The sequence below is a fragment of the Micromonospora sp. BQ11 genome, assembly GCF_052068135.1.
In the GTDB taxonomy this organism is placed as follows: Bacteria; Actinomycetota; Actinomycetes; order Mycobacteriales; family Micromonosporaceae; genus Micromonospora.
The window spans coordinates 575,206-597,545 of sequence record NZ_JBQHDB010000001.1 but is presented as its reverse complement, the minus strand read 5'-3'; the positions used below and the strand labels follow the sequence as shown (position 1 = coordinate 597,545).

At 71.8% G+C, this 22,340-nt stretch carries 24 protein-coding genes and 1 tRNA gene; 16 read left to right on the top strand and 9 right to left on the bottom strand.

The annotated features are described in order from the left end of the window. Positions 1-6 precede the first annotated feature (6 nt). The 3 genes from ACTMSW_RS02900 to ACTMSW_RS02890 are packed head-to-tail and all read left to right on the top strand — an operon-like array spanning position 7 to position 2,304. On the top strand, positions 7-525 hold the full coding sequence (locus ACTMSW_RS02900) for a MauE/DoxX family redox-associated membrane protein (RefSeq protein ID WP_441178841.1): 519 nt from the start codon (positions 7-9) through the stop codon (positions 523-525). After that, a complete protein-coding gene (locus tag ACTMSW_RS02895) occupies positions 518-1,231 on the top strand; it encodes a DsbA family protein (RefSeq protein ID WP_441178840.1) in 714 nt (237 codons plus the stop codon). Before ACTMSW_RS02900 ends, ACTMSW_RS02895 begins: the two co-directional genes overlap by 8 nt. Beyond that, the gene (locus ACTMSW_RS02890) at positions 1,231-2,304 is read left to right on the top strand and encodes a hypothetical protein (RefSeq protein WP_441178839.1); all 1,074 of its coding nucleotides are present in this window, start codon (positions 1,231-1,233) and stop codon (positions 2,302-2,304) included. Before ACTMSW_RS02895 ends, ACTMSW_RS02890 begins: the two co-directional genes overlap by 1 nt. Before the next feature lie 140 nt (positions 2,305-2,444). Here ACTMSW_RS02890 and ACTMSW_RS02885 read toward each other — a convergent pair whose 3' ends face one another. The 4 genes from ACTMSW_RS02885 to ACTMSW_RS02870 are packed head-to-tail and all read right to left on the bottom strand — an operon-like array spanning position 2,445 to position 5,108. Continuing rightward, positions 2,445-3,209, bottom strand: coding sequence for an energy-coupling factor ABC transporter ATP-binding protein (locus tag ACTMSW_RS02885; RefSeq protein ID WP_441178838.1), 765 nt, complete (start codon positions 3,207-3,209; stop codon positions 2,445-2,447). Next, positions 3,206-3,976 carry a cobalt ECF transporter T component CbiQ gene (gene cbiQ, locus ACTMSW_RS02880; RefSeq protein WP_441178837.1) on the bottom strand — a complete coding sequence of 257 codons (771 nt, stop codon included), beginning with the start codon at positions 3,974-3,976 and terminating at the stop codon, positions 3,206-3,208. Before cbiQ ends, ACTMSW_RS02885 begins: the two co-directional genes overlap by 4 nt. 11 nt (positions 3,977-3,987) lie before the next feature. Next, on the bottom strand, positions 3,988-4,395 hold the full coding sequence (locus ACTMSW_RS02875) for a PDGLE domain-containing protein (RefSeq protein WP_441178836.1): 408 nt from the start codon (positions 4,393-4,395) through the stop codon (positions 3,988-3,990). After that, complete coding sequence (locus ACTMSW_RS02870; protein WP_441178835.1) at positions 4,392-5,108, bottom strand: energy-coupling factor ABC transporter permease; 717 nt, start codon at positions 5,106-5,108, stop codon at positions 4,392-4,394. Before ACTMSW_RS02870 ends, ACTMSW_RS02875 begins: the two co-directional genes overlap by 4 nt. Positions 5,109-5,270: 162 nt before the next feature. Between ACTMSW_RS02870 and bcp the strand changes: the two genes are divergently transcribed. The 4 genes from bcp (at position 5,271) to ACTMSW_RS02850 (ending at position 7,432) form a co-directional block, all read left to right on the top strand. Further along, positions 5,271-5,747: a thioredoxin-dependent thiol peroxidase gene (gene bcp / locus ACTMSW_RS02865; protein WP_441178834.1), complete on the top strand. Its 477-nt coding sequence runs from the start codon at positions 5,271-5,273 to the stop codon at positions 5,745-5,747. Positions 5,748-5,777: 30 nt separating this feature from the next. Further along, entirely contained in the window at positions 5,778-6,662 is an 885-nt protein-coding gene (locus ACTMSW_RS02860) for an HNH endonuclease signature motif containing protein (protein ID WP_441178833.1), read from the top strand. A gap of 6 nt (positions 6,663-6,668) precedes the next feature. Further along, positions 6,669-6,752, top strand: a tRNA-Leu gene (locus tag ACTMSW_RS02855). 116 nt (positions 6,753-6,868) lie between these two features. Beyond that, positions 6,869-7,432, top strand: coding sequence for an N-acetyltransferase family protein (locus ACTMSW_RS02850; protein WP_441178832.1), 564 nt, complete (start codon positions 6,869-6,871; stop codon positions 7,430-7,432). Positions 7,433-7,508: 76 nt separating this feature from the next. On the opposite strand, the gene ACTMSW_RS02845 is transcribed toward ACTMSW_RS02850, so the two are convergent. After that, positions 7,509-8,327, bottom strand: coding sequence for an MOSC domain-containing protein (locus ACTMSW_RS02845; protein WP_441178831.1), 819 nt, complete (start codon positions 8,325-8,327; stop codon positions 7,509-7,511). 47 nt (positions 8,328-8,374) lie between these two features. Then, positions 8,375-9,208 carry an O-methyltransferase gene (locus ACTMSW_RS02840; protein ID WP_441178830.1) on the bottom strand — a complete coding sequence of 278 codons (834 nt, stop codon included), beginning with the start codon at positions 9,206-9,208 and terminating at the stop codon, positions 8,375-8,377. A 118-nt stretch (positions 9,209-9,326) separates the two neighbouring features. Here ACTMSW_RS02840 and ACTMSW_RS02835 point away from each other — a divergent pair, with 118 nt between their 5' ends. Both ACTMSW_RS02835 and ACTMSW_RS02830 read left to right on the top strand, forming a co-directional pair. Next, the gene (locus ACTMSW_RS02835; RefSeq protein WP_441178829.1) at positions 9,327-10,385 is read left to right on the top strand and encodes an LCP family protein; all 1,059 of its coding nucleotides are present in this window, start codon (positions 9,327-9,329) and stop codon (positions 10,383-10,385) included. 331 nt (positions 10,386-10,716) lie between these two features. Then, positions 10,717-12,021, top strand: coding sequence for a sugar transferase (locus ACTMSW_RS02830; protein ID WP_441178828.1), 1,305 nt, complete (start codon positions 10,717-10,719; stop codon positions 12,019-12,021). Positions 12,022-12,050: 29 nt separating this feature from the next. Here the strand turns inward: ACTMSW_RS02830 and rfbD are convergent, their stop codons facing one another. Continuing rightward, positions 12,051-12,911: a dTDP-4-dehydrorhamnose reductase gene (rfbD, locus tag ACTMSW_RS02825; protein WP_441178827.1), complete on the bottom strand. Its 861-nt coding sequence runs from the start codon at positions 12,909-12,911 to the stop codon at positions 12,051-12,053. Further along, positions 12,908-13,918: a dTDP-glucose 4,6-dehydratase gene (rfbB, locus tag ACTMSW_RS02820; RefSeq protein ID WP_441178826.1), complete on the bottom strand. Its 1,011-nt coding sequence runs from the start codon at positions 13,916-13,918 to the stop codon at positions 12,908-12,910. Before rfbB ends, rfbD begins: the two co-directional genes overlap by 4 nt. An 85-nt stretch (positions 13,919-14,003) precedes the next feature. Between rfbB and rfbA the strand changes: the two genes are divergently transcribed. From rfbA to ACTMSW_RS02785, 7 genes are all read left to right on the top strand, one after another. After that, positions 14,004-14,888, top strand: a complete 885-nt coding sequence (rfbA, locus tag ACTMSW_RS02815; RefSeq protein ID WP_441178825.1) for a glucose-1-phosphate thymidylyltransferase RfbA — start codon at positions 14,004-14,006, stop codon at positions 14,886-14,888. Next, a complete protein-coding gene (locus tag ACTMSW_RS02810; protein ID WP_441178824.1) occupies positions 14,885-15,502 on the top strand; it encodes a dTDP-4-dehydrorhamnose 3,5-epimerase family protein in 618 nt (205 codons plus the stop codon). The genes rfbA and ACTMSW_RS02810 overlap by 4 nt, the downstream gene beginning before the upstream one ends. A gap of 125 nt (positions 15,503-15,627) precedes the next feature. Continuing rightward, positions 15,628-16,887, top strand: coding sequence for a lipopolysaccharide biosynthesis protein (locus tag ACTMSW_RS02805; RefSeq protein ID WP_441178823.1), 1,260 nt, complete (start codon positions 15,628-15,630; stop codon positions 16,885-16,887). Further along, complete coding sequence (locus ACTMSW_RS02800; protein ID WP_441178822.1) at positions 16,841-17,740, top strand: glycosyltransferase; 900 nt, start codon at positions 16,841-16,843, stop codon at positions 17,738-17,740. Before ACTMSW_RS02805 ends, ACTMSW_RS02800 begins: the two co-directional genes overlap by 47 nt. Next, the gene (locus ACTMSW_RS02795; protein WP_441178821.1) at positions 17,737-18,870 is read left to right on the top strand and encodes a glycosyltransferase family 4 protein; all 1,134 of its coding nucleotides are present in this window, start codon (positions 17,737-17,739) and stop codon (positions 18,868-18,870) included. The genes ACTMSW_RS02800 and ACTMSW_RS02795 overlap by 4 nt, the downstream gene beginning before the upstream one ends. After that, positions 18,867-19,802, top strand: coding sequence for a glycosyltransferase family 2 protein (locus ACTMSW_RS02790; RefSeq protein ID WP_441178820.1), 936 nt, complete (start codon positions 18,867-18,869; stop codon positions 19,800-19,802). The genes ACTMSW_RS02795 and ACTMSW_RS02790 overlap by 4 nt, the downstream gene beginning before the upstream one ends. After that, positions 19,799-20,665, top strand: coding sequence for a glycosyltransferase (locus ACTMSW_RS02785; protein ID WP_441178819.1), 867 nt, complete (start codon positions 19,799-19,801; stop codon positions 20,663-20,665). The genes ACTMSW_RS02790 and ACTMSW_RS02785 overlap by 4 nt, the downstream gene beginning before the upstream one ends. Positions 20,666-20,759: 94 nt before the next feature. On the opposite strand, the gene ACTMSW_RS02780 is transcribed toward ACTMSW_RS02785, so the two are convergent. Next, the gene (locus ACTMSW_RS02780; RefSeq protein WP_441178818.1) at positions 20,760-22,274 is read right to left on the bottom strand and encodes an O-antigen ligase family protein; all 1,515 of its coding nucleotides are present in this window, start codon (positions 22,272-22,274) and stop codon (positions 20,760-20,762) included. Positions 22,275-22,340 lie beyond the last annotated feature (66 nt).

The window sequence follows — 22,340 nt, the reverse complement described above, 5'->3', positions numbered from 1 at the left end:
ATGACCGTGACCGCACCGCGAACCGGGACCGTCCACTGGCCCGCCGTCCGTCCCTGGCTCGGCGTCGCCGCACGGCTGGGGCTGGCCACCGTCTGGCTCGTCGCCGGCGCGACGAAGGTGGGCGACCTGGCCGCCTCCGGCCGCGCCGTGAACGCGTACCAGGTCATGCCGTACGACCTGGCGACCGTGATCGGCGCGGCGCTGCCCTTCGTCGAGCTGGCGCTGGGCGTACTCCTGCTCCTCGGGCTGGCCACCCGACTGACCGCCGGGATCTCCGCGGCGCTGCTGGTGGTCTTCGTCGCGGGCATCGCCTCGGCCTGGACGCGCGGCCTGGCGATCGACTGCGGCTGCTTCGGCAGCGGCGGGCAGCTCGCCGAGGGACAGGCACCGAGCTACCTGCCGGAGATCCTCCGGGACCTGGGATTCCTGGCGCTCGCCGGGTTCCTGCTGATCTGGCCCCGCACCCCGTTCTCGGTGGACGGCTGGCTGACGGGTGACCCCGCCGTGGAGGACGAGGATGAGTAGTCGTAAGGGACGCAACGAGGCCGCCCGGGTGGTGCGGGAACAACTGGCCCGGGAACGGCGGCGCAAGCGCACCCTCTGGATCTCGGTCGCCGCCGTCGCGGTGCTGGTCGTCGCCGGCCTCATCGGCTGGAGCGTGTTCCGCAGCCAGCAGACCGACGAGTTCACCGCCCCGCCCGGCGCGAACGACGCCCGCACCGGCATCGTCCTCGGCTCCGGCCCGGTCACCATCGACCTGTACGAGGACTACCTCTGCCCGGCCTGCAAGCAGTTCCAGCAGTTCAGCGGGGACACGGTCAACCAACTCGTCGACCAGGGCAAGGCCCGGGTCGTCTTCCACCCGGTCGCGTACCTCGACCGCTTCTCCACCACCGAGTACTCCACCCGCTCCTCGGCCGCCTCCGGCTGCGCCGCCGAGGGCGGGAAGTTCCGCGAGTTCACCGACGCGCTCTTCGAACGGCAGCCGCCCGAGGGCGGGGCCGGCCTGAGCGACGACCAGCTCATCGACATCGGCGTGGGCGTCGGGCTGGACCGCGACGACTTCGGGTCCTGCGTGCGCGACGGGAAGTACGAGGCGTGGACCGAGCACGTCACCGCCGAGGCCAGCCGCGCCAACATCACCGGCACCCCGACCATCCTGGTCGACGGACAGCCGGTCGCCGACCGTTCGCCCCAGGGCATCCGCGCCGCGGTGGAGGCCGCCGGCTGATGCGTACCCTGCTCATCCGCGCCGCGCTGCTGCTCGCCGGCGCGCTCACCGCCACGCTCGCGACCGCCACGCCGGCCGCCGCGCACGGCGCGGACGCCCCCGACGGCACCGACTACCGCACCGAGGTCACGGCGGTGACACCGGCGCGGCCCGGTCTGGCCGTACGGACGGTGGAGGCCGGCGCCCGACTGGAACTGACCAACACCGGCGACCGGACCGTCGAGGTGCTGGGCTACTCCGGGGAGCCCTACCTGCGGGTCGGCCCCGACGGGGTGTACGAGAACCTGCGCTCCCCCGCGACGTACCTCAACCGGACCATCGCCGGGGACACCCGCGTACCCGCGGAGGCGAACCCGGCCGCCGAGCCGGACTGGCGCCGGGTCGACGACTCGTCCACCGTCCGGTGGCACGACCAGCGGGCCCTGTGGCGCGAGGCGGCGCCACCACCGCAGGTGCGGGCGGCTCCGGACCGGGAGCACCGGGTACGGGACTGGGTGGTGCCGCTGCGCGACGGCACCGAGCCGCTGGAGGTGCGCGGCACGCTCGACTGGGTGCCGCCGCCGGACGCGTACACGTGGTGGGTCGTCGCCACGCTCGGCCTGCTCGCCGTCGGCGCACTCGGACTGCTGCCGGCCGCGTCCGCGCCCGGTACGCGGGCACTGCGTGTCGTGGGCGCGCTGCTGGTCTGCGGCGGTGTCGCCGCCATGGTCTCCACCGTCGCCCGGGAGGTCGACGCGGGCGCCTCCGGCGTCGGGGGCGTCCTCGTCGGGCTCCTCGGTGGCCAGGTGTGGGCACTGTTGACCGGGCTCGGCGCGATCGCCGCCGGCGCGTACGCGCTGGCTCTCCGGCCCGCCGCCGACTTCGCGGTCGCGCTCGCGGGTGCCTGCCTGGCCCTCTTCGCCGGGGTGGCCAACGCGGCCGTCTTCGCGCGCGCGGTCGTCCCCGCCCCCTGGCCGGCCACGACGGCACGCCTCCTGCTGGCCCTGGTGATCGTCACGGGAGCGGGCGCGATGGCGGCCGGCGCCCTCCGCCTCCACAGCGCCTCCCGAACCCCCACCCCCACCCGTTCCTGACCCCCCACCCCACCCCCACCCCCACCCCATCGGGGAGCAGTTTCACGGAATTAGTGGCCATTCTCGCGTCGATGGCCACTGATTCCGTGAAACTGCAGAGCCACGCGGCGGGCGCGGCGCGGCGCGGTGGATGGGTGGGGTCAGCGGGGGGTGGGGTGGGGGGTGAAGCCGTAGGGGAGTTCGAGGCGGTGGGCGGACAGGAGGGGTCCGTTGGCGAGGATCTCCGGCGTGGGCCCGTCGGCGACGATGCGTCCGCCGTCGAGGATCACCGAGCGGTCGCACAGCTCCAGCGCGTACGGGAGGTCGTGCGTGACCATCAGCAGGGTCACCGGCAGGTCCCGCAGGATCGCGGCGAGCTCGCGGCGGGCGGCCGGATCGAGGTTGGACGACGGCTCGTCGAGGACCAGGATCTCCGGGTGCATGGCGAGGACGGTCGCCACCGCCACCCGACGCCGCTGCCCGAACGACAGGTGGTGCGGCGCGCGGTCCCGGTGGGCGGACATGCCGACCGCGTCCAGGGCCTCGTCCACACGGGCGGCGAGTTCCGTCCCGCGCAGGCCCAGGTTGGCCGGGCCGAACGCCACGTCCTCGGCGACCGTGGGCAGGAAGAGCTGGTCGTCCGGGTCCTGGAAGACGATCCCGACCCGGCGGCGCACCTCACCGAGGGTCGCCCGGTCCGGGCTGATCGTGAGGCCGCCCACGGTGACCGTCCCCTCGGTGGGGGTGAGGATGCCGTTGAGGTGCAGCACCAGCGTGGTCTTCCCGGCGCCGTTCGGCCCGAGCAGCGCCACCCGGTCGCCGCGCGGCACGGTCAGGTCGACCCCGTGCAGGGCGACGTGTCCGTCCGGGTACGCGTACCGGACACCGCGGACGTCGAGCGAGACAGGCTGCACGCCACCGATCATCTCAGCACGACGGCGGCGGCGGCGACGGTGACCGCCAGGACGGGCACGGTGGCCGCGACCAGCCACTGCCCGGCCGTCGCCGCGCCCCCGCCCTGCCACACCACCGGCATCCGGCCGGTGTAGCCGCGGGACAGCATCGCCAGGTACACCCGCTCGCCCCGCTCGAACGCGCGAAGGAACAGCGCGCCGATCCCGGCGGCGAAGCCGCGCAGCTGCCACAGGAAGCGTGGGTCGTCGCCCCGGGACATCCGGGCCACCCGCATCCGCCGGGTCTCGCCGACCAGCACGTCCAGGTACCGGAGCATGAACGTGGCGATCTGGGTGAGGATCTGCGGGCAGTGCAGCCGGTCCAGGCCGACGATCAGGTCCCGGGTGGTCGTGGTGGCGGCCAGCAGCAGCGATGCGAGGACACCCAGGGTGCCCTTCGCGACGATGTTCCACGCCCCGTAGAGGCCGTCCTCCGACAGCCGCAGCCCGAGGACCTCGACCCGCTCGCCGGCCCCGAGGAACGGCAGCGCGAACGCGAAGAGCACGAACGGCACCTCGATCACGGCGCGCCGCAACAGCCACCCCGGCCCCACCCGGGCAAGCGCGGCCACCGCCGCGACCAGCAGCGCGTACGCACCGAAGGCCCAGAACGCCTCGCGCGGCGTGGCGACCACCGCCAGGGTGAAGACCACCATCGCGGCGATCTTCACCTCGGGCGGCAGCCGGTGCACGGGGGAGCCGGACTCCCGGTACAGCACGTGCGCGTGTCCGGCGCCCATCGTCGTACCCCTCAGTTGGTCGTGCCGGCCGGCGAGTCCGCGCGGTCCGCCGCGCCCCCGGTGCTGTCCGCACCCTCGGCCGCCGCCGGGCCGCGCCGACGCACCAGCCAGAAGGCGCCACCGGCCACGGCGAAGGTCAGGAGTACGCCGAGAACGCCGGACAGGCCGGTGGAGAGGAACTCGTTGTCCACGCCCGAGACGCCGTAGTCGGCCAGCGGCCCGCCGACCTCGTGCTCCTTCTCCTGCTGGGCCGGGCAGCTGCCGCCGGTGATGTTGTCCTCCGCGTCGAACGTGCAGCCCTCCCGCAGGGAGGAGTCCAACCCGTCCGGGTGCGCGGAGGCGAAGTTGCTCACCACGCCGGCGAGCAGCAGGGCGACCAGCAGGCCGCCGACCAGGAAACTCCAGGTACGCCGGGTCACCGGACACCTCCGACGGCGGGGACGGGCGCGGGCGCGGCCGGCTTGAGGGCGCGCAGCGCGTACACGAGATCGGGCCGGACCTTCGCGACGGTGACCACCGTGGTCGCGGTGATCAGACCCTCGCCGATGCCGATGAGCAGGTGGACACCGGCCATCGTGCCGGCCAGGCCGCCGATGTTGCCGCCGAGGTCGGTGGTGCCGCCGAGCTGGTACTGCAGCACGAAGCCCAGCGCGGCGACCACCACGCTGACCAGCGCCGAGACGAACGCGGTCACGCCGAGCCCGGCCGGGGTGCGCGGCAGGATCCGCAGCAGCAGGGCGATCAGCAGGTACGCGGCGGCGGTGCCCAGGAGGGCCATGTTGGTGATGTTCAGTCCGAGCATCGCCACGCCGCCGTCACCGAAGACCAGCGCCTGCACGACCAGCACCACCGCCACGCAGAGCGCACCGACCCAGGGGCCGACCAGCATCGCGGCCAGCGCGCCGCCCAGCAGGTGGCCGCTGACACCGGCGGTGAAGATCGGGAAGTTCAGCATCTGGACGGCGAAGATGAACGCGGCGACCAGGCCGGCCATCGGCGCCAGCCGGTCGTCGAGGTCACGGCGGCCGCGCAGGACGCAGAACGTCACGGCGGCCAGGGCGAGCGCCGCGAAGGCCGCCGCGACGGGACCGTCGATGATCCCGTTCGAGATGTGCAACGCCAGGATTTCCACGCGACCTCCCACGCGTCGGCGGGCCCGTCCTCGCCGGCGGAGGTCAGACTATTGCCCGGGTCTTACTGTTGCCAAGATATTGCAACAAGCCGAGGCGTTGATCACGGGTGCCGCCCGCGTCGCCTCCACCGGTCGCCGCGAGGGCGGCGGTAGGGTCGTGCCATGACCGCGCCCGACCGCCTCTCCCCCGGTGACCCCGCACCGGAGTTCACCCTGCCCACCGACGCCGGCGAGACGCTCTCCCTCGCCGACCTGCGCGGCCGCAGGGTCGTGCTGTACGCCTACCCGGCCGCCATGACCCCCGGCTGCACCAAGCAGGCCTGCGACTTCCGCGACTCGCTCGCCTCGCTCCAGGCCGCCGGCTACGAGGTCGTCGGCATCTCCCCCGACAAGCCGGAGAAGCTCGCGAAGTTCCGCGAGCGCGACGCCATCACCTTCCCCCTGGTCTCCGACACCGACCGGGCGGTGCTGACCGCGTACGGCGCGTACGGCGAGAAGCAGATGTACGGCAAGACCGTCACGGGAGTGATCCGCTCGACCTTCGTGATCGACGCCGACGGGAAGATCGAACGGGCGCTCTACAACGTGAAGGCCACGGGACACGTCGCGAAGCTCCGCCGCGACCTCGGCCTGGACTGAGGTGTCACACCGGGCCACTACGGTGCGTACGTGGTCCGGTACCGGTACACCCCCGAGGCGCTCGCCGAGGCGGCCGCCGCCGCGCACAGCGTCACGGAGGTGATGCGGCTGCTCGGCGTACGGGTCAGCGGCGGGTCGCACGCCCACATCAGCCGGCAGCTGAAACGCTTCGGCGTCGACACGTCCCACTTCACGGGCCAGGCCCACAACCGGGGCCGGCGGGGGCAACGACGTACGACCTCGATGCAGGTGCTGGTGGCGCTGCCTCCCGGGTCGCGGCGCACCCCGGGCACCCGGCTCAAGTGGGCTCTCGGCACCATCGGCGTGCCGCAGGAGTGCGAGGAGTGCGGCACCGGGCCGACCTGGCGTGGTCGCCCTCTGATCCTCCACGTCGACCACGTCAACGGCGACTTCCTGGACAACCGGCCGCCGAACCTACGGCTCCTCTGCCCGAACTGCCACAGCCAGACGGCGACGTACGCCGGGCGCAACCGACGGCGATGCCGCACCGATCCGTCGGCTCTTCACGATCCACCCGAACCCGCCGACCCATCCTCCGGGGCCGCCACGCTGCGGGTCGACGAGATCGTCCGGCGTTTCGTGGCCGAGGAAGTGACCGCCGCGCGGGCCGCGGAGTGGATCGGCTGCCATCCCCATCACCTCTACCGGCTCGCCCGCCGACTGCGTGAGACGGGCACGGCGACGCCCCGGCGGCAGGGCTCGCGACTCAGCTCGTCGGAGGACGGGAGGCTGGTGATCAGCTACGCCCTCGCCAACCCGGACCTCGGAGCCAGGAGACTCGCCCGGCTGCTCAGCACGGCGGAAGGACGTCCGGACCTCACCGCGGGACGGGTCGCCGCCATCCTGGCCTCCGCCAGGCTCAGCACGGTGGCCGCCCGACGCTCTACACTCTGAGAGCCTGCGGGAGTGGCGAAGTCGGCAGACGCGCAGGATTTAGGTTCCTGTGTCCGTGAGGACGTGGGGGTTCGAATCCCCTCTCCCGCACCTGGGCCGGGTCCGGGCAACTCGACCGGACCCGGCCGCTCAGCTCGCGACGGTCCGCTGTCGCGGCGGTCACGATCACCTGCCGGATCCCGCACCGGCGGGTCAGGATTGCCGCTGTGAGCCTGCGCTTCGCCCTCGATCCCGAGCTGACCCCCGAGCTGCGTGAACGCATCGTCGCGCTCTGGGTGGACGTCACCAACGCCGGCGGCGCGGTCGGCTTCGTCGCACCGGTGACCGTCGCCGACGTCCGGCGCCTCGCCGACCCCACCCTCGCGGCGATCGCCGACGGGCCGGACCGCCTCCTGATCGCGTACACGGGCGACCGCCTCGTCGCCGCGCTGATCTTCAGCGACAACCGGTTCCACCTGAAGGCCCACTGGTGCGTCCTGAAGCGGGTGATGGTCCACCCGGACACCCAGGGCCACGGGTACGGTCTGGCGCTGATGCGCGAGGCCGAGCGCCTGGGGCGCGACATGGGGTACGCCGCGCTGCACGTGACCGTCCGGGACGGCCTGGGCCTGGACCGCTTCTACCGCCGGCTCGGCTACCGGGAGATCGGGCGGTTGCCGGGGGCGCTGCGGGTCGCACCCGGGGACGACCGCGACGAGATCCTCATGTGGCGGGACCTGACACCACCGGCGGCGTCCGCGGCCCCGGTCCGCACGACGCCCAGGAAGTAGTGGCGTCCCGCACCGCCCGAGGCCACCCCATCCCGGATCACGCACGGTCGTGAGGGTCGGCGGGCGGGCGCCGGACTCAGGCGTGAACGACGACCTCGTCGCCGACGGACACCCGCCCCGTGTCCTCGGGAACGAGGTTCAGTCCGAAGAGGACCTCCTGTCGGACCGTGCGGTGCCGGGCGAGCGTCCGCAGGGGTTCCTTTCCGCGTACGCCGGTCTCCTGGTCGGTGGTGGTGACCACGCAGCGGCCGCACGGCCCGGCAGCGCGGAAGCGGACGCCGCCGACGCGCAGCGTGCGGCCGGTCCAGTCGTCCTCCGCCCACGCGCTCGCGCCGTCCACCACCAGGTTGGGGCGGAACCGGGTCATCGGCACGGGCGGCTCCCCGGCGTCGGCCAGCCAGTCGTTGAGCGCGGCGAGGGAGGCGGTGGTGGCCAGCAGCAGCGGGTAGGCGTCGGCGAAGCTGACCTGGTCGCCGGTGTCGTGGTCCCCGTCGGTGGCGGGAATGTGCCGGGTGGGCCGGGCGAGGTGGACCAGGCGGACCGGGCGGCCGAGCAGCTCGCCGAGCCAGGCGTCCGCGGCCGGTCCGGCGGGCAGCGCGGGGACCCGCAGCTTGCGGCTGGAGAAGGTCCGGACGTCGACGGGTTCGGGCGCCGTCGGCTCGGGGACGTCGAGGTCGGGACGGCCGTCCGCACGCAGGGTCAGGCCGCCTTCGCCGACGACCGCCCGGAGCCGGACCAGCCCGACGACCTCCCTCTGGGTGACGCCGACGCCGTCGGCGTCGACCACCATCCAGCGCCGGTCGCCGGCGAGGCCCCACGGTTCGACGTGCGCGCCGTCGTGGTCGAGCCGATGACATCCCTTGACGGGGTACGTGTGAATCGCCTTCAGCCGCACCGCCCCACCATGCCACGCCGACGGGGCGGGCGGGGTACCCGTGCGGCCTACCAGGCCACCCCGATGCCGTCGCCGGGGTACCAGTGGTCGGCCGGGGTCTCCCGGTAGGCGAGGAACCGGCGACCGGTGCGCTCGGCGTGCTCGGCGAGCACGTTGGTGATGGTGACGTTGTCGGTGAGCAGGATCGCGCCCGGGGCGAGCTTCGGCTCGACGGCGGCGAACTCGCGACGCTCGTGGGCGGTGCGGTGGTCGCTGTCGTGCAGGAACAGGTCGACCGGCCGGTCCAGCGCCGCGATGGACGCCAGCGAGTCCCCGATCACCAGGTCGACGACCTCGGACCAGGGCGCGACCTTCGCGAGGTAACCCGCCTCGGGGTTGATGTCCAGGGAGGTCACCCGGCCCGGGTGCCCCTCGGCGGCGTTGCGCAGCAGGGCGGCGGCGAGGACCACGCTGCCCAGTCCCTTGTCGACACCGGTCTCCACGACGTGCTTCGGACGGACGGCGCGGACGATGGCGTACCAGCCGATCCGGCGGGCGTAGCGGATCTCCTTGTCGGCGAGGCCACGGCGCTCCGAGCCGGCGATGGCCGCCAGGAGGTGCCCGCGAAGGGTGTCGTCGGACTCGATCTCGTCGAGGTACGCCCGGACCTGCCCGACCGGGATGTCGCAGACCACGCTGACGAACCAGGCGAGGTGGCTACGGCTCAACGGCGTGAGGTCGTACGTGTAGTTGTGATGTTCGCGGGACGTCACCAGCCAGCGCGCCGAGTTTCGCAGCACCTTGGCGTCGTACCGGGCGATCGTGCGGAGCCGCTTCGGAAAGGCGGCGACCGGGGCGAGCGGGGTGCGGGCGATGGCACGCCGAAGCTTGATTCGATCCACGGAAGCGTTGTACCAGCCCGGGCCGGCGCGGTCAGGTGAACGTTTCATTGATGAAACGTCGTCGTCCGACACCGTCGGGGGTACGCGGGCGAGATGCGGAATAAGTAGCATCGCGCCCATGTCCGAACGCCAGTCGCATCTGGAGCCCGAGACCCAGATCCTCGACATCCACGCACCCGAGCCGACCGACCGACCTCGTCGGCGGCGTCCCCGGTGGCAGCGGGTCGCGCTGGTGACCGTCCTGGTGCTGGCGCTGATCGGGGGTGTCGGCGTGGTCGCCGGCGGTCTCTACCTCCGGTCGGTCGAGTCCGACATCGAACGCGTCGACGCCTTCGACGGCGTGCCGGAGCAGTCCCGGCCGCAGGTGGTGGTGAAGGGCGCCATGAACATCATGATCCTGGGCAGCGACTCCCGCGACCCGGACAACAGCTCGGGGTCCCGAACGGACACGATCATCCTGGCCCACCTGCCCAAGGACCGGTCGAGTGCCCAGCTCATCTCGATCCCCCGGGACAGCTGGGTCAAGGTGCCCACGTCGCCGGAGGGACGGGGCGGCCGCGAAGCCAAGATCAACGCGTCGTACGCGTGGGGCGGGGTGCCGCTGATGGTGCAGACGGTCGAGGAGTTCACCGGCGTCCGCGTCGACCACGTGACGATGGTCGACTTCGCCGGCTTCAAGGAGATCGTCGACGCGCTCGGCGGCATCGACGTCGACGTGGAGAAGGGCTTCACCACCAAGTACTCGCTCCAGGGGACCCGTACCTTCGCCTCCGGCCGGCAGACGATGGACGGTGCCGCCGCCCTCGACTACGCCCGGGAGCGGTACGCCTTCGCCGACGGCGACTTCGCCCGGATCCGTCACCAGCAGCAGGTCATCAAGGCGATCCTGGACAAGGCGGCATCCGGTGGCACGCTCGCCAACCCGGCGAAGCTCAACTCCTTCGTGCAGGCGACCGCGGACGCCGTGGCGGTCGACCGATCACTGTCCCTTCTCGACCTGGCCGGCGAGCTCCGCGGCCTGCGGAGCGGGAACCTGACGTTCCTGACCTGCCCCACGAAGGGGACGGGCCGGATCGGCAGCGAGAGCGTCGTGCTGATCGACAAGGCGAAGGCGGGACGCGTCTTCGACGCGGTGCGCCGGGACGCGGTACCCGAGATCCTGTCCGCCGCGCAGTAGGAGGGGACTGGCCTGGGAGGCTTGGCGGAGACATCGATCCGGTCGTATCCTTCGGTCGCCCTTCAGGTCGCGACGCTCGGTTGGGGGGCGTTTACGGGGAGGTCCACGAGTGCCGAGCAACCCGGCAACCAGTCCTCTGTCGGCGTCCGCGTCGGACGCTGGTGAAACCCGACAGCAGACGAGGGGCGCCGAGGGGCACCACCAGGGATCCGCGGCCACGTCCGCACCGACCACGCCGGACCGTACGCGGCGGCCTGGCCTGGACACCACCGCCGTCCTGCCGTACGCCCGGTCGAGTACCTCGTCGCGCACCCGGCGGTTGCGTGCGTGGATGATGACCGCTCCCGCCGACGTCACCGCACTGCTCACGCCGTTGCTGCTCAGCCAGGACTACTGGCGCGGGACGCTGGCGAACGCCGCGTTGACGGTGACCTTCTTCGCGGCCGGCGGCCTCTACCGCCCGCGCCGTCACGTGAGCATCCTCGATGAGCTGCCGAGCCTCTGCGGGCGGCTACTGGCGTCGGCCGCGGTGGTCGCGATCATCGCGGCGGAGCGCCACTCCTCGGTGGAGTACGTCGGCGGGTTCATGCGCGGCGTCGCGCTCTCGGCCGGGTTGGTCATCGTCGGCCGCGCCGCCAGCAGGACGTTCGCCAACTTCGTGCGGAAGCGCCGCTGGACGGAGCACAACGCGATCATCATCGGTGGTGGTCCGGTCGGTCTCGAACTCGCCCGCCTGCTGCGTCGCTATCCCCAGTACGGTCTGCGGTTCGTCGGCTGCGTCGATGCCGTGTCGCGACAGGGTGCGGCGGCACTGCCCCTGAGCGGCACCCTCGACGACCTCGACCAGCTCGTCCGGCTGCTGGAGTGCGAGGTTCTGGTCATCGCCGATCCGGACTGCCACGAGTCGGAACTCATGGAGATCCTGCTCCGACCGCGCAACTCGCGCTGCGACCTCTGGGCGGTGCCCCGCCTGTGGGGCGCCCGCTTCCACGGTGGATATCCCGACCACATCGGCGCCGTGCCGATCGTGAAGATCGGCGACATCGCGCTCTCCGGCCCCCGCTGGGCCGTCAAGCGGGCGTCGGACATCGTGTTCGCCGCGGTCGCGCTGGTCGTGCTGAGCCCCGTCCTGCTGCTCTGCGCCCTCGCCACCTTCGTCGACGGCGGGCCGGGCATCTTCTTCCAGCAGGAACGCATCGGGCGGTACGGCAAGCCGTTCAAGGTGGTCAAGTTCCGGTCGATGCGCCCGGCGGACGAGCACGAGTCCCGGACGACCTGGTCCATCGCCCACGACCAGCGGGTGCGCCCGATCGGTCGCTTCATGCGCCGGACGTCGCTGGACGAGCTGCCCCAGCTGTGGAACATCCTGCGGGGCGACATGAGCGTCGTCGGGCCGCGACCGGAGCGCCCGTACTTCGTCGAGAAGTTCTCGGCCGAGTACCCGACCTACGCCGCCCGTCACCGGGTGCCGGTCGGGCTCACCGGGCTCGCGCAGGTGAGCGGGTTGCGGGGAGACACGCCCATCGCGGACCGGGCGAGGTTCGACAACTACTACATCGAGAACTGGTCCCTCTGGCTGGACGTCAAGGTGGTGCTGCGCACCGTGGCGGAGGTCTTCCGCGCCGGAGGCCGGTGACCCGAGGGGAACCCCGCCCGAGGCGCGCGTCAGTACCGGCTCAGCGCCCGGACGAGGGTCGAGTGCCAGTCCGCCAGCGGTGGCAGGCCCGCCTCGCCCCAGCGGCCGTGCGCGAGGACGCTGTACGAGGGCCGGGGCGCGGGACGGCGGAAGCGGTCGCTCGTGGTCGGGCGGATCCGGTCTGGGTCGAGACCGCGCTGGTCGAACACGGCGCGGGCGAGCCCGTACCAGGTGGTCTCGCCCGACGTGGTCCCGTGGTAGATCCCGGGGGCGGCGACGCCGGTGCGGGCCGCGTCGGCGAGCGCCACCAGCTGCTCCGCCAACGCGTACGACCAGGTCGGTTGTCCGCGCTGGTCGTCGACCACGTCGAGCCGGTCCCGCTCGCCGGCCAGCCGCAGCATGGTCGCGACGAAGTTGCGCCCGTGTTCGCCGTACAGCCACGCGGTGCGTACGACGTAGCCCGTGTCGGGCAGCAGCCGGGTCACCGCCAGTTCTCCCACGAGCTTGCTGCGTCCGTACGCGTTGACCGGGGCGGGAACGGCGTCCTCCGGATACGGATCGGCACCGTCCCCGCGGAACACGTAGTCGGTCGAGATGTGGATCATCCGGGCGCCGACCGCGGCGCAGGCACCGGCCAGGTGGCCGACGGCCCCGCCGTTCACCGCCGTGGCCGCCTCCTCCTCGGCCTCGGCGCCGTCCACGTCGGTCCACGCCGCCGTGTTGACCACCAGGTCGTGCCCGGCGACGGCGCGCCGCACCGCCTCGGGGTCGGTGATGTCGAGCTCGGCGCGCGTCGCGGCCGTGACCGTCAGGTCCCTTCGCGGGCGCAGAACGGACAGCAGGTCCCGGCCGAGCATCCCGCCGGCACCGGTGACCAGCACACGGCTCATCGCGTGGCCGGCGGCGCACCGGCGGACTTCAGCGGCTCCCACCAGGCCCGGTTGTCCCGGTACCACCGCACCGTCTGGGCGAGGCCCCGGTCGAGGTCGATGCTCGGCGCGTATCCGAGTTCACTGCTGATCTTGCTGATGTCGAGTGAGTAGCGGCGGTCGTGTCCCTTACGGTCGGCGACCGGTAGGACCCGGTCCCACCCGGCGTCGCAGGCCGCCAGCAGCCGGCCGGTGAGCTCCCGGTTGGTCAACTCCGTGCCGCCACCGATGTGGTAGACCTCGCCGGCACGGCCTCCGAGCTGCACCATCGCGACACCTCGACAGTGGTCGTGCACGTGCAGCCAGTCACGGACGTTGCCGCCGTCGCCGTACAGCGGCACGGTCCCACCGTCGAGCAGGTTGGTGACGAACAGCGGGACGAGCTTCTCCGGGAACTGGTGGGGCCCGTAGTTGTTCGAGCAGCGGGTGACGACCACGTCCATGCCGTGCGTGCGGTGGTAGGCCAACGCCAGCAGGTCCGAGCCGGCCTTGGACGCGGAGTACGGCGAGTTGGGCGACAGCGGCCAGGTCTCCGTCCAGGATCCCTCGTCGATGCTTCCGTACACCTCGTCGGTGGAGACGTGCACGAAACGGGAGGTGCCGTGTCGCAGCGCGGCGTCGAGCAGGGTCTGGGTGCCGAGCACGTTGGTCGTGACGAAGGGCGCCGCGCCGGCGATCGACCGGTCGACGTGCGACTCGGCGGCGAAGTGGACGATCACGTCGTGACCGGCGACGACCTCGTCGACCAGGGCGGCGTCGCGGATGTCCCCCCGTACGAACCGCAGCCGGGGGTCCTCGGCCACCGGAGCCAGGTTGGCACGGTTGCCCGAGTAGGTCAGCGCGTCGAGCACGGTGACGCCGGCCGGATCGAGCGCGGGCACCCCGGCCCCGCCACCGGGCACGCCCAGGAGCATCCGCACGTACTCCGACCCGATGAAGCCGGCCCCGCCGGTGACGAGAATCCTCACGGGTCGTGGAGTGTACGCGAACAGCGGTCAGCCCGGAGCCGTTCACGGGACCCCGGGTTCGCATCGACACCGGTAGTCTCCCGTCGTGCGTGGAATCCTTCTCGCTGGCGGCACGGGCTCCCGGCTCTGGCCGATCACCCGGGCGGTCTCCAAGCAGTTGATGCCGGTCTTCGACAAACCGATGATCTACTATCCACTGTCCACCCTGGTGATGGCCGGGGTGCGGGAGATCCTGGTGATCACCACGCCGGAGGACCAGAGCCAGTTCCAGCGGCTGCTCGCCGACGGCAGCCAGTGGGGCCTGCGGCTCGAGTACGCGACCCAGGCCCGCCCGGAGGGCATCGCGCAGGCGTTCGTGCTGGGGGCGGACTTCATCGGCGACGAGTCGGTGGCCCTGATCCTGGGCGACAACATCTTCCACGGTGTCGGCCTGGGCCGGCAGCTCGCCGCCGAGGGCGAGCCGGTGGGGGGCCGGGTGTTCGCGTACCCGGTGGCCGATCCGGCCGCCTACGGCGTCGTCGAGTTCGACCCCGACGGCCGGGTGCTCTCGATCGAGGAGAAGCCGGAGAAGCCGAAGTCCCGCTACGCGGTGCCCGGCCTCTACTTCTACGACAACCGGGTGGTCGAGATCGCCCGCGGCCTGACGCCCAGCGAGCGGGGCGAGCTGGAGATCACCGCGGTCAACGCGGCGTACCTGAAGGCCGGTGAGCTGTCGGTGACGGTGCTGGATCGCGGCACCGCCTGGCTGGACACCGGGACGTTCACGTCGATGGTGCAGGCCGCTGAGTTCGTGCGGGTGATCGAGGAACGCCAGGGGATGAAGATCGGCTGCATCGAGGAGGTCTGCTGGCGGGCCGGCCTGGTCGACGACGAGCAGCTGCACGCGTTGGCGGTGGCGCTGACCAGGAGCGGCTACGGCGAGTACCTGCTCGGGCTGCTGGCCGAGCCGTACCAGGCGGTCGTCCGGTGAAGCTTCGTGAACTGGGCGTCGAGGGCGCCTGGGAGATCACCCCGGAGCAGCACGGCGACCCACGTGGGCTGTTCCTGGAGTGGTACCGGTTCGACCGGCTGGCCGGCGCGGTCGGGCATCCGCTCCGGCTCGCCCAGGGCAACCTCTCCGTCTCCGCGCGGGGTGTCGTCCGTGGCATCCACTTCGCCGACGTCCCGCCGGGCCAGGCCAAGTACGTGACCTGCGTGCGGGGCAGCGTCCTCGACGTGGTGGTGGACGTCCGGGTCGGCTCGCCGACCTTCGGGCGGTGGGAGGCGGTCCGGCTCGACGACGTCGACCGCCGCGCCGTCTACCTCAGCGAGGGTCTCGGGCACGGCTTCTGCGCGCTGACCGACCACGCCACCCTGAGCTACCTCTGCTCCACCACCTACGACCCCACCGCCGAGCACGCCGTCCACCCCCTCGACCCGCAACTGGCGATCGAGTGGCCGGTCGCGGCACCGCTGCTGTCGGCCCGGGACGACGCCGCGCCCAGCTTGGCCCGGGCACGCGACTCCGGCCTGCTGCCTGTCTACGAGAGGTGCCATGCCTACACGGACAGCCTGCGGTCGGCCACGACGGCACACCAGCACTGACCCGTGTACCGGGGCTCGAACGAGCCTCCCGGCTGATTGCGGGCGACAAGACGGTTCGGTAGAAAATGCCAGCGACATGGGGCTTTCGTACCTGTCTCGTATCACCTGGGGAGGCGAGTGACGGCGTGTCGTTGGTCAACGCTGCTCGACCGTCGCCCGGTTCCGGCCCGGAGCCACCTCCCGGCCGCCGCCCGCCGCCCCTGCTGCGGCGGCTCGTCGCACCCGAACGTCTCTACCTCGTCGCGCTCGCTCTGACCGGCCTCGCGGCGGTCGTGTCGGTGACGCTACCGGCGGCGGAACGCGGTGAACTCTCCGCGAACATGGTGAGCGCGACGCTGGGCGCCGCCGTCGGGGGCCTCTCGCTGGACACCTTCCTGCTGTCCCGGCCAGCCGGCTGGATCTTCTCCCGGGGTCGGGCCTGGATCCTCACGATGTTCGGAGCTTCGGTCCTGCTCTCCGCGGTCGCCGCCGCGCTGCTCACCACGGTGGCCGGCGTCGGCAGCCACCTCGTCGGGGTGGGGGCGGCGGCCGGCCTGACCGTCTTCAACACGGTGTCGTCGGTCGCGCTGCGGCAGAGCAGCTTCCGGCTCGTCTACACCCTGCGCGCGGTGAGCGGCGCGGTCCTGGTCGGTGGGTATGCCGCGCTCTACGCGTCCGGACGCCTCGACGGTACGGTGTGGAGTGTCGTGTGGCTCGCGATCCAGTGGCTGAGCGCGGTGGCGGTCTGCGGACTGGTGCTGCGGATGGTCCGACGGGTGGGCCCGGCACCGGCACCGACGGCCACCGGCCCGGACTACCGCGCCGACGTGCTCGCGGTGGGACACCTGCACACGGGCATCTTCGCCCAGATGATGACCCTGCGGTTCAACCAGATCCTGGTGGCGCGGTTCGTGGGCGCCGGACCGCTCGGCGTCTACGCGCTGGCGGTCGCGGCGCTGGAGTTCGCGCAGGCCGGAGCCGTCGTACGGGCCCAGAGGATCCTGGCCGGCCGCGACGGCGACCCGCTGTCGCATCGGGCTGGACCGGTCGTCCGGGCAGCGCTGCCGGTCGCCCTGGCCGCTGTCGGCGGGCTCGCGGTGCTGGGTCTCCTGCAGCCGGAATATCAGGACGCCTGGGTCCTCGGGATCTGTCTCCTGCCCGGGGCGCTGGCCACCGGTGCCGGCAAGACCTGGAGTTCGGTTCTGCTCAAGGAGCGCGGCGAGCGGGCCCCGACCAGGGTGGCCCTTCTCACGCTGGCCATCGCCATACCCATCTACCTGGCCGTCATCCCGTTGGCCGGCGTGGTCGGAGCGGCACTTGCCTCGTCGCTCGCCTACGCCGTCCACGCCTTGGCCTCACGTGCGAGCCTGCGACAGTCGCAGCCGCGTCATTCTGGGACGGTTTGAGTTGGATGTCTCCATTGTGGTTCTCGCCTGGGAGGACTTCGAGCGCACCCGCGTCTGTGTCCTGTCGCTGCCTGCCGAGGCGGAGATCGTCGTCGTCGACAATGGAAGCTCCGAGCCCATCCGCAAGGCACTGAGTGAATTCTGTGCGCAGCGGGGTGTCCGATATGTTCAGTCGGGGGCGAACCTCGGCTACGCCCGGGGAATGAACCTCGGCGTCCGCCACACCACTCGGTCCCACGTGATCCTGTCGAACAACGACATCGTCGTCCACGAGGGTGCTGTCGAGCGTCTGCTCACCGCCCTCGAGGATCGCACGGTGGGTGCCGCCTTTCCCGGCGTCGTCACCCCGACCGGGGTTCCCCAGACCGAGGGTGGCCGCTTCCTGAGCGTGCGCGTGGGGATCGCCCACGCCACCGGCCTGAGCCTGGTGGTACCAAGCTTGCGGATCATCGCCGAGCCGACGAAGGCGGACTGGTTGACCGGCCCGTTCGTGGCACTACGCCGGAGCACCCTCGACGCGATAGGTGGTGTCGACGAGACGTCCTTCTTCTACGGCGAGGACATGCGCCTCTGCTGGGCGGTACGACAGCGGGGCCTGCGCGTGGCTTACCTGCCCGACGCGGTGATCATGCATGAGGACGACGCCACGGCCAGGCGCCGCTGGTCCGAGGAGGAGATCTCCCGGCGCCGCACGCGCGAGTTCATCCGGGCCACCCGCGACATGGCCGGTCGACGCGGCCAGGTGGCGGGGGCCGCCTTCGCCCTCGGGGTGATGCTGCGGGCGGCGGTCGGCCCGAACCCGAAGCGGCGGGCGACAGCCAGGGGCGCCCTGCAAGGACTACGCGCGCGATGAAGGTCATGTTCGTGTGCACCACCGGCGGCTCGGGGCGTCGGCAGTTCGGTGGCGCGGAGCGGATCCTGACCGAGATCATCCCCGCCCATGCTCGGACGGGCGTCGACGTCATCGCCGCCTCTTCCGACGACGAGGTGGGCGCCGCGCTGCGGGCCTCCGGAGTGCCCTGGGTGAACCTCAGCGCCGCCAGCCGGATCGACCTGGACTACGCGCGAGCGCTCCGGCGCACCATCGACGAGGTCAAGCCGGACGTCGTCTGCGCCCACCTGCTGTCGGCTGCGATGCACTGCCGAGCCGCGTTGGTCGCCCAGCGTCGCCGCACTCCGTTGGTGGTCACCATGCACACCAGCCTGTGGCAGTTCCGCGACACGGCACCGTCACTCAGCCGCAAGGCCGCCGTCCAGTCCAACATCACGCTCGATCTGGTCATGCGTCGCCTCCGTCCGCACGCGAGCGTGGCGGTGTCCCAGTTCGAGGCCGATGAGCTGCGCGAACGCGGCCGTGTCAAGAACGTCCACCTCATCCCCAACCCACTGCCGACCGCCTGGCCGGCTCCGGCATCGGCGCGACCACCGGCACCGTCCCGTCGCCTCGTGATCGGTTACCTGGGCCGAATCGAACCCGAGAAGGGAGTGGACCTGCTGCCGGAGGTCGCGTCACGCATGACGGACGCGGACGTCAAGGTTGCCGGCAGCGGAGCCCTCGCCCTCGACGCCCGACCGAATCTCGAACTCGTCGGCCGCGTCGACGCCGCCGATTTCCTGCGGCAACTGGACTGCCTCGTGGTGCCGTCCCGGGTGGAGGCCTTCGGACTGAGCGCCCTCGAAGCGATGTCGCTGGGCGTACCGGTGGTCCACTCGGGTGCGGGCGGCCTGGCGGAGATCACGAGACACGCGGCCGGAACCCTGGCGTTCCGGACCGACCTGGTTCCCGCGTCGATCGTGACCGCGATCCGCCAGGCCGTCGCGGCCGCGACGCCGGAGCAGCGCCACAGCGTCGCGGACTGGTACGCCAAGGAATACGCCTTCGATCGGTGCGTGGACCGGTGGCAGAGCCTCTACCGGTCGCTGCTGCGACCAGCACGCCGTCGCCCTGTTCAATCACCCGCACGTGACCACCTTGATGGATGAGCGATGAGAGTGGTGCCCGAGTGGCGCAGACGCTGACGATCGTCACGGTCCTCTACCGGTCCGGTGACATGCTCGCCGAGACGCTCCCGACGTGGGTACGCGCCGCCGACGGGCTGCCGGTGCGGTTCGTCTTCGCCGACAACTGGCCCGAGGACGCGTGCGCGAAGGTCATCGCCGGCTGTCTGGACGACCGGTACGCGTACCTCCCCGACTCGTCGAACCCGGGCTTCGCGGCGGGCTGCAACCGCGCCGTGGCGGCCGTGGGGACCAGCCACGTGCTGCTGCTGAATCCCGACGTGTGGCTACCGGAGGACGCGCTGGCCCGGCTCCTCGCCGCCGTCGCGGAGGACCCGGAGGCCCCGATCGCGGTCGGCCTGGCCATGCACGGCGGCGAATACGTCGGCATCGACCTGCACCCGGTCTCCCTCTTCATCGACCGGTCGGCGACGGTGGCGCGGGGGCCGCTGGGTCCGTCCGGCGGCGCGGCCGTCTTCCCAACCGTGCTGTACCGGCGCTTCGGCGGGTTCTACGAGCACCTGTTCGCCTGGGGCGAGGACGCCGACCTCGCCTTCCGGCTCTACGCGGCCGGCCTGCGTACCCGCCGGCTGGACGTCATGCTCCCGCACGCCGGTAGCCACAGCGTCGAAGGCGACGACAAACTCCAGGGGTTCCGCGCCTTCCTCCTGGCCCGCAACCGTCTCCTGGTCGCGGCCCGGACCTTCACCTGGCCGCTGATGCTCGTGGCGGTACCGCTCCTCGCGTTGGCGCACCTGGCCCTGGGTGCCCGGCGCGCCAGTCAGGGGCTGCTGCGGCCGTTCCTGCGGGGAGTGGGACGCGGCCTGCTGGAGGCCCCGGCCGCCCGGCGGCAGTGGACGGGCAAGCGGTTCGGCTTTGCATCCCTGTTCGGCTATCTGAAACCTCGGAGAGCATGATGGCAGGACACCAGTGGAGTGTCGTGACGGTCACCTTCAACTCGGCGGACACGCTGCGCCGGTGCTGGCGGGGTGAGAAGGCGTCTGAGTGGATTGTCGTGGACAACGGTTCGGCCGACGACTCCGTCGCCGTCGCCGAGCAGTTGGGCGCCCGGGTGATCCGGCTCGCGGAGAACGTCGGCTTCTCCAAGGCCAACAACATCGGCGTGCGGCGGGCCGCCGGTGAGTACGTCCTGTTCGCCAACCCGGACCTCGAGATCCGCCCGGACGGCTTCGACGTACTGCAGCGGCACCTCGACGCGCACGGCGGCCTGGTCGCTCCCCAACTGCTGGCGACGGACGGGATCGCGCAGCCCAACGGCCGTGGCCTGCCGTACGCCACGGCCAAGCTGGGCAACCGGAAGGTTTGGCCGCTGTCCCGGATGCACGCGTCGTACCGGGTGGTGGCGGAGCCCGGCGAGGCGGTCTACGTCGCCTGGGTCATGGGCGCCGCGGTCGCCGCCCGCACCGCGGACTTCGTCGGGTTCGGCGGGTGGAACGAGAAGTTCTTCCTCTACTACGAGGACCACGAGCTCGGGCTGCGCGCATGGCGGCACGGCATGCCCGTCGTCCTGCTCGGCGACGTCCGCTGGACCCACCACTGGGCCCGCGCGACGAACTCATTCCAGTGGTCCCGCGCGCACACGCTGGAGTTGCAGAGCGCCCGGACCTTCTTCGGCATGTTCCCCGAGTTCGTGCTCGGGTTGCCGCCGGCCGCCCGACGTCACCGGGAGGCGGCCCGCCTGATCGGGTCGCCGGTGCCGGCACAGCCGACTGCGTTCGAGCCGCCCCCTACGCCAGCAGGGCCAGCGTCGACGTGGTGACCGCGGCGGTTCGCCCATCTGGCAGCGTTCCGCGACAGGTCGCGAGGTGTGCACCGCCATGGTCGAGGCCGGGGGTGGCGGGGAGTCGGTCCCCCTACCTCCCCGGCGTCGCCTGCTGTTCCGGCTGGCGTCTCCCGAAGGGCGGGCCCGGCGGAGCTTGGCTCGCCGACGCCGGACCGTTCGCAGCGCCCAGGGCCACCGCCAGGACGAACACGGCGACCGCCCCCAGCCAGAGCCAGACGTCGAAGAAGAACACCTGCGCCGCGAGACCGATCAGAAGCACGCGCGCCGGCAGCGACCGGAAGCGCCAGAAGACCATCAGCAGGAGCGCCAGCAGGCAGGCCAGCCCGATCAGCCCGAAGTTGTACCAGAACGACAGGTAGGTGTTGTCGAAGACCTCCGCCTCGCCGTCACCGATGCCGACGTTCTCCAGGAACCGCACGCTGGCCTCGGGCCCATTGCCGAACACGACGGTGGACCAGTCGGCAGTGATGCCGTCCCAGATCACTCGGATACGGGTCAGGCGCGCGTCCGCACTGGCCGAGTCCGAGAGGCGCGACTCGGTCACATCGATGGGGTCGCCGCTGCTCGTGGGGCTCGCCACCGGCGTGGCAGGGTCGGCAGCGGCACCGGCACCGGCACCGGCAGTGGACGGAGCTGGCGCGACAGCGACCAATTGTGGTCCCGGCGGCGGGCTGGTGGTAAGGAACGAGACTGGTGGCTTGGCTGCCACGACCGCGGCCGTTGCCGCCGCGACGGCGAGCGTGGTTCCCAAGGCTCTCCACGAGATCCTGCGCCACTGGAAGAGCATCCAGAAGGAGAGAGCGAGGAGGATCCCGACCCAGGCGCTCCGCGTACCGGAGAGCACCAGCCCCACCAGGTTGGCCACAAGAGGCACGTACCAGTACCGGCCTCGGACGGTCAACGCGACGAGAGCCATCGCCATGGTGAACGTGCCGTAGATGATGGGGTGACCGGAGATCCCCACAGCCCTACTCGCGTCGAACGCAGACGTGTAGGTCCAGTGGTACGCGAACTGGTCGAAGATCGGCCAGCTGAGGGAGAGCGTCTGGTACTTGGCGAAGAGCGCGATGGGGACGCTGAGCCAGGTGAGCGCCCGGGCGATCCGTATGATCAGCTGCGGATCGTGCCGTGCTTCCTCGGCGACGTGCCAGCACAGCACACCGACGCACAGGAGCGGCGCCAGCCCGACGACGATCGGCTTGGCACCGTGCCAATGCGCCACTCCGGCGAGCACCGCGCACAGGGGCAGGAGAATTGCCGCCACGATCGGCGTCCGTCGCCACCCGTCCCGCTCGGCATGATGCAGCCGCCCCCAGACGGCCAGCAGGAAGAGAAGCAGCAGCAGGGTGTAGGACGGATTGGTCGGGTAGCCGAAGTCGATGGTCACCGGCACCATGGATGCGACGAGGAAAATTGCCCACGTGATCCGGTCAGGGCTCAGCAGCACCCAGGCGAGCCCGCCGCCCACGCCGACCGCGAGCGCCATCTCCCACCTACCGGACACCACGAAACAGGCCCCGAGAACCACGAGGCCAGCGGCGAGCAGCGGTCCTGCACGCTCCGTGCTCCCAGTCTGGTCGGTCACCGCTGGGATCCTGCAGGGATACGAATCGACCTGCGGTTGGCCGCCGGCCGAGCGGGAGGAACCAAC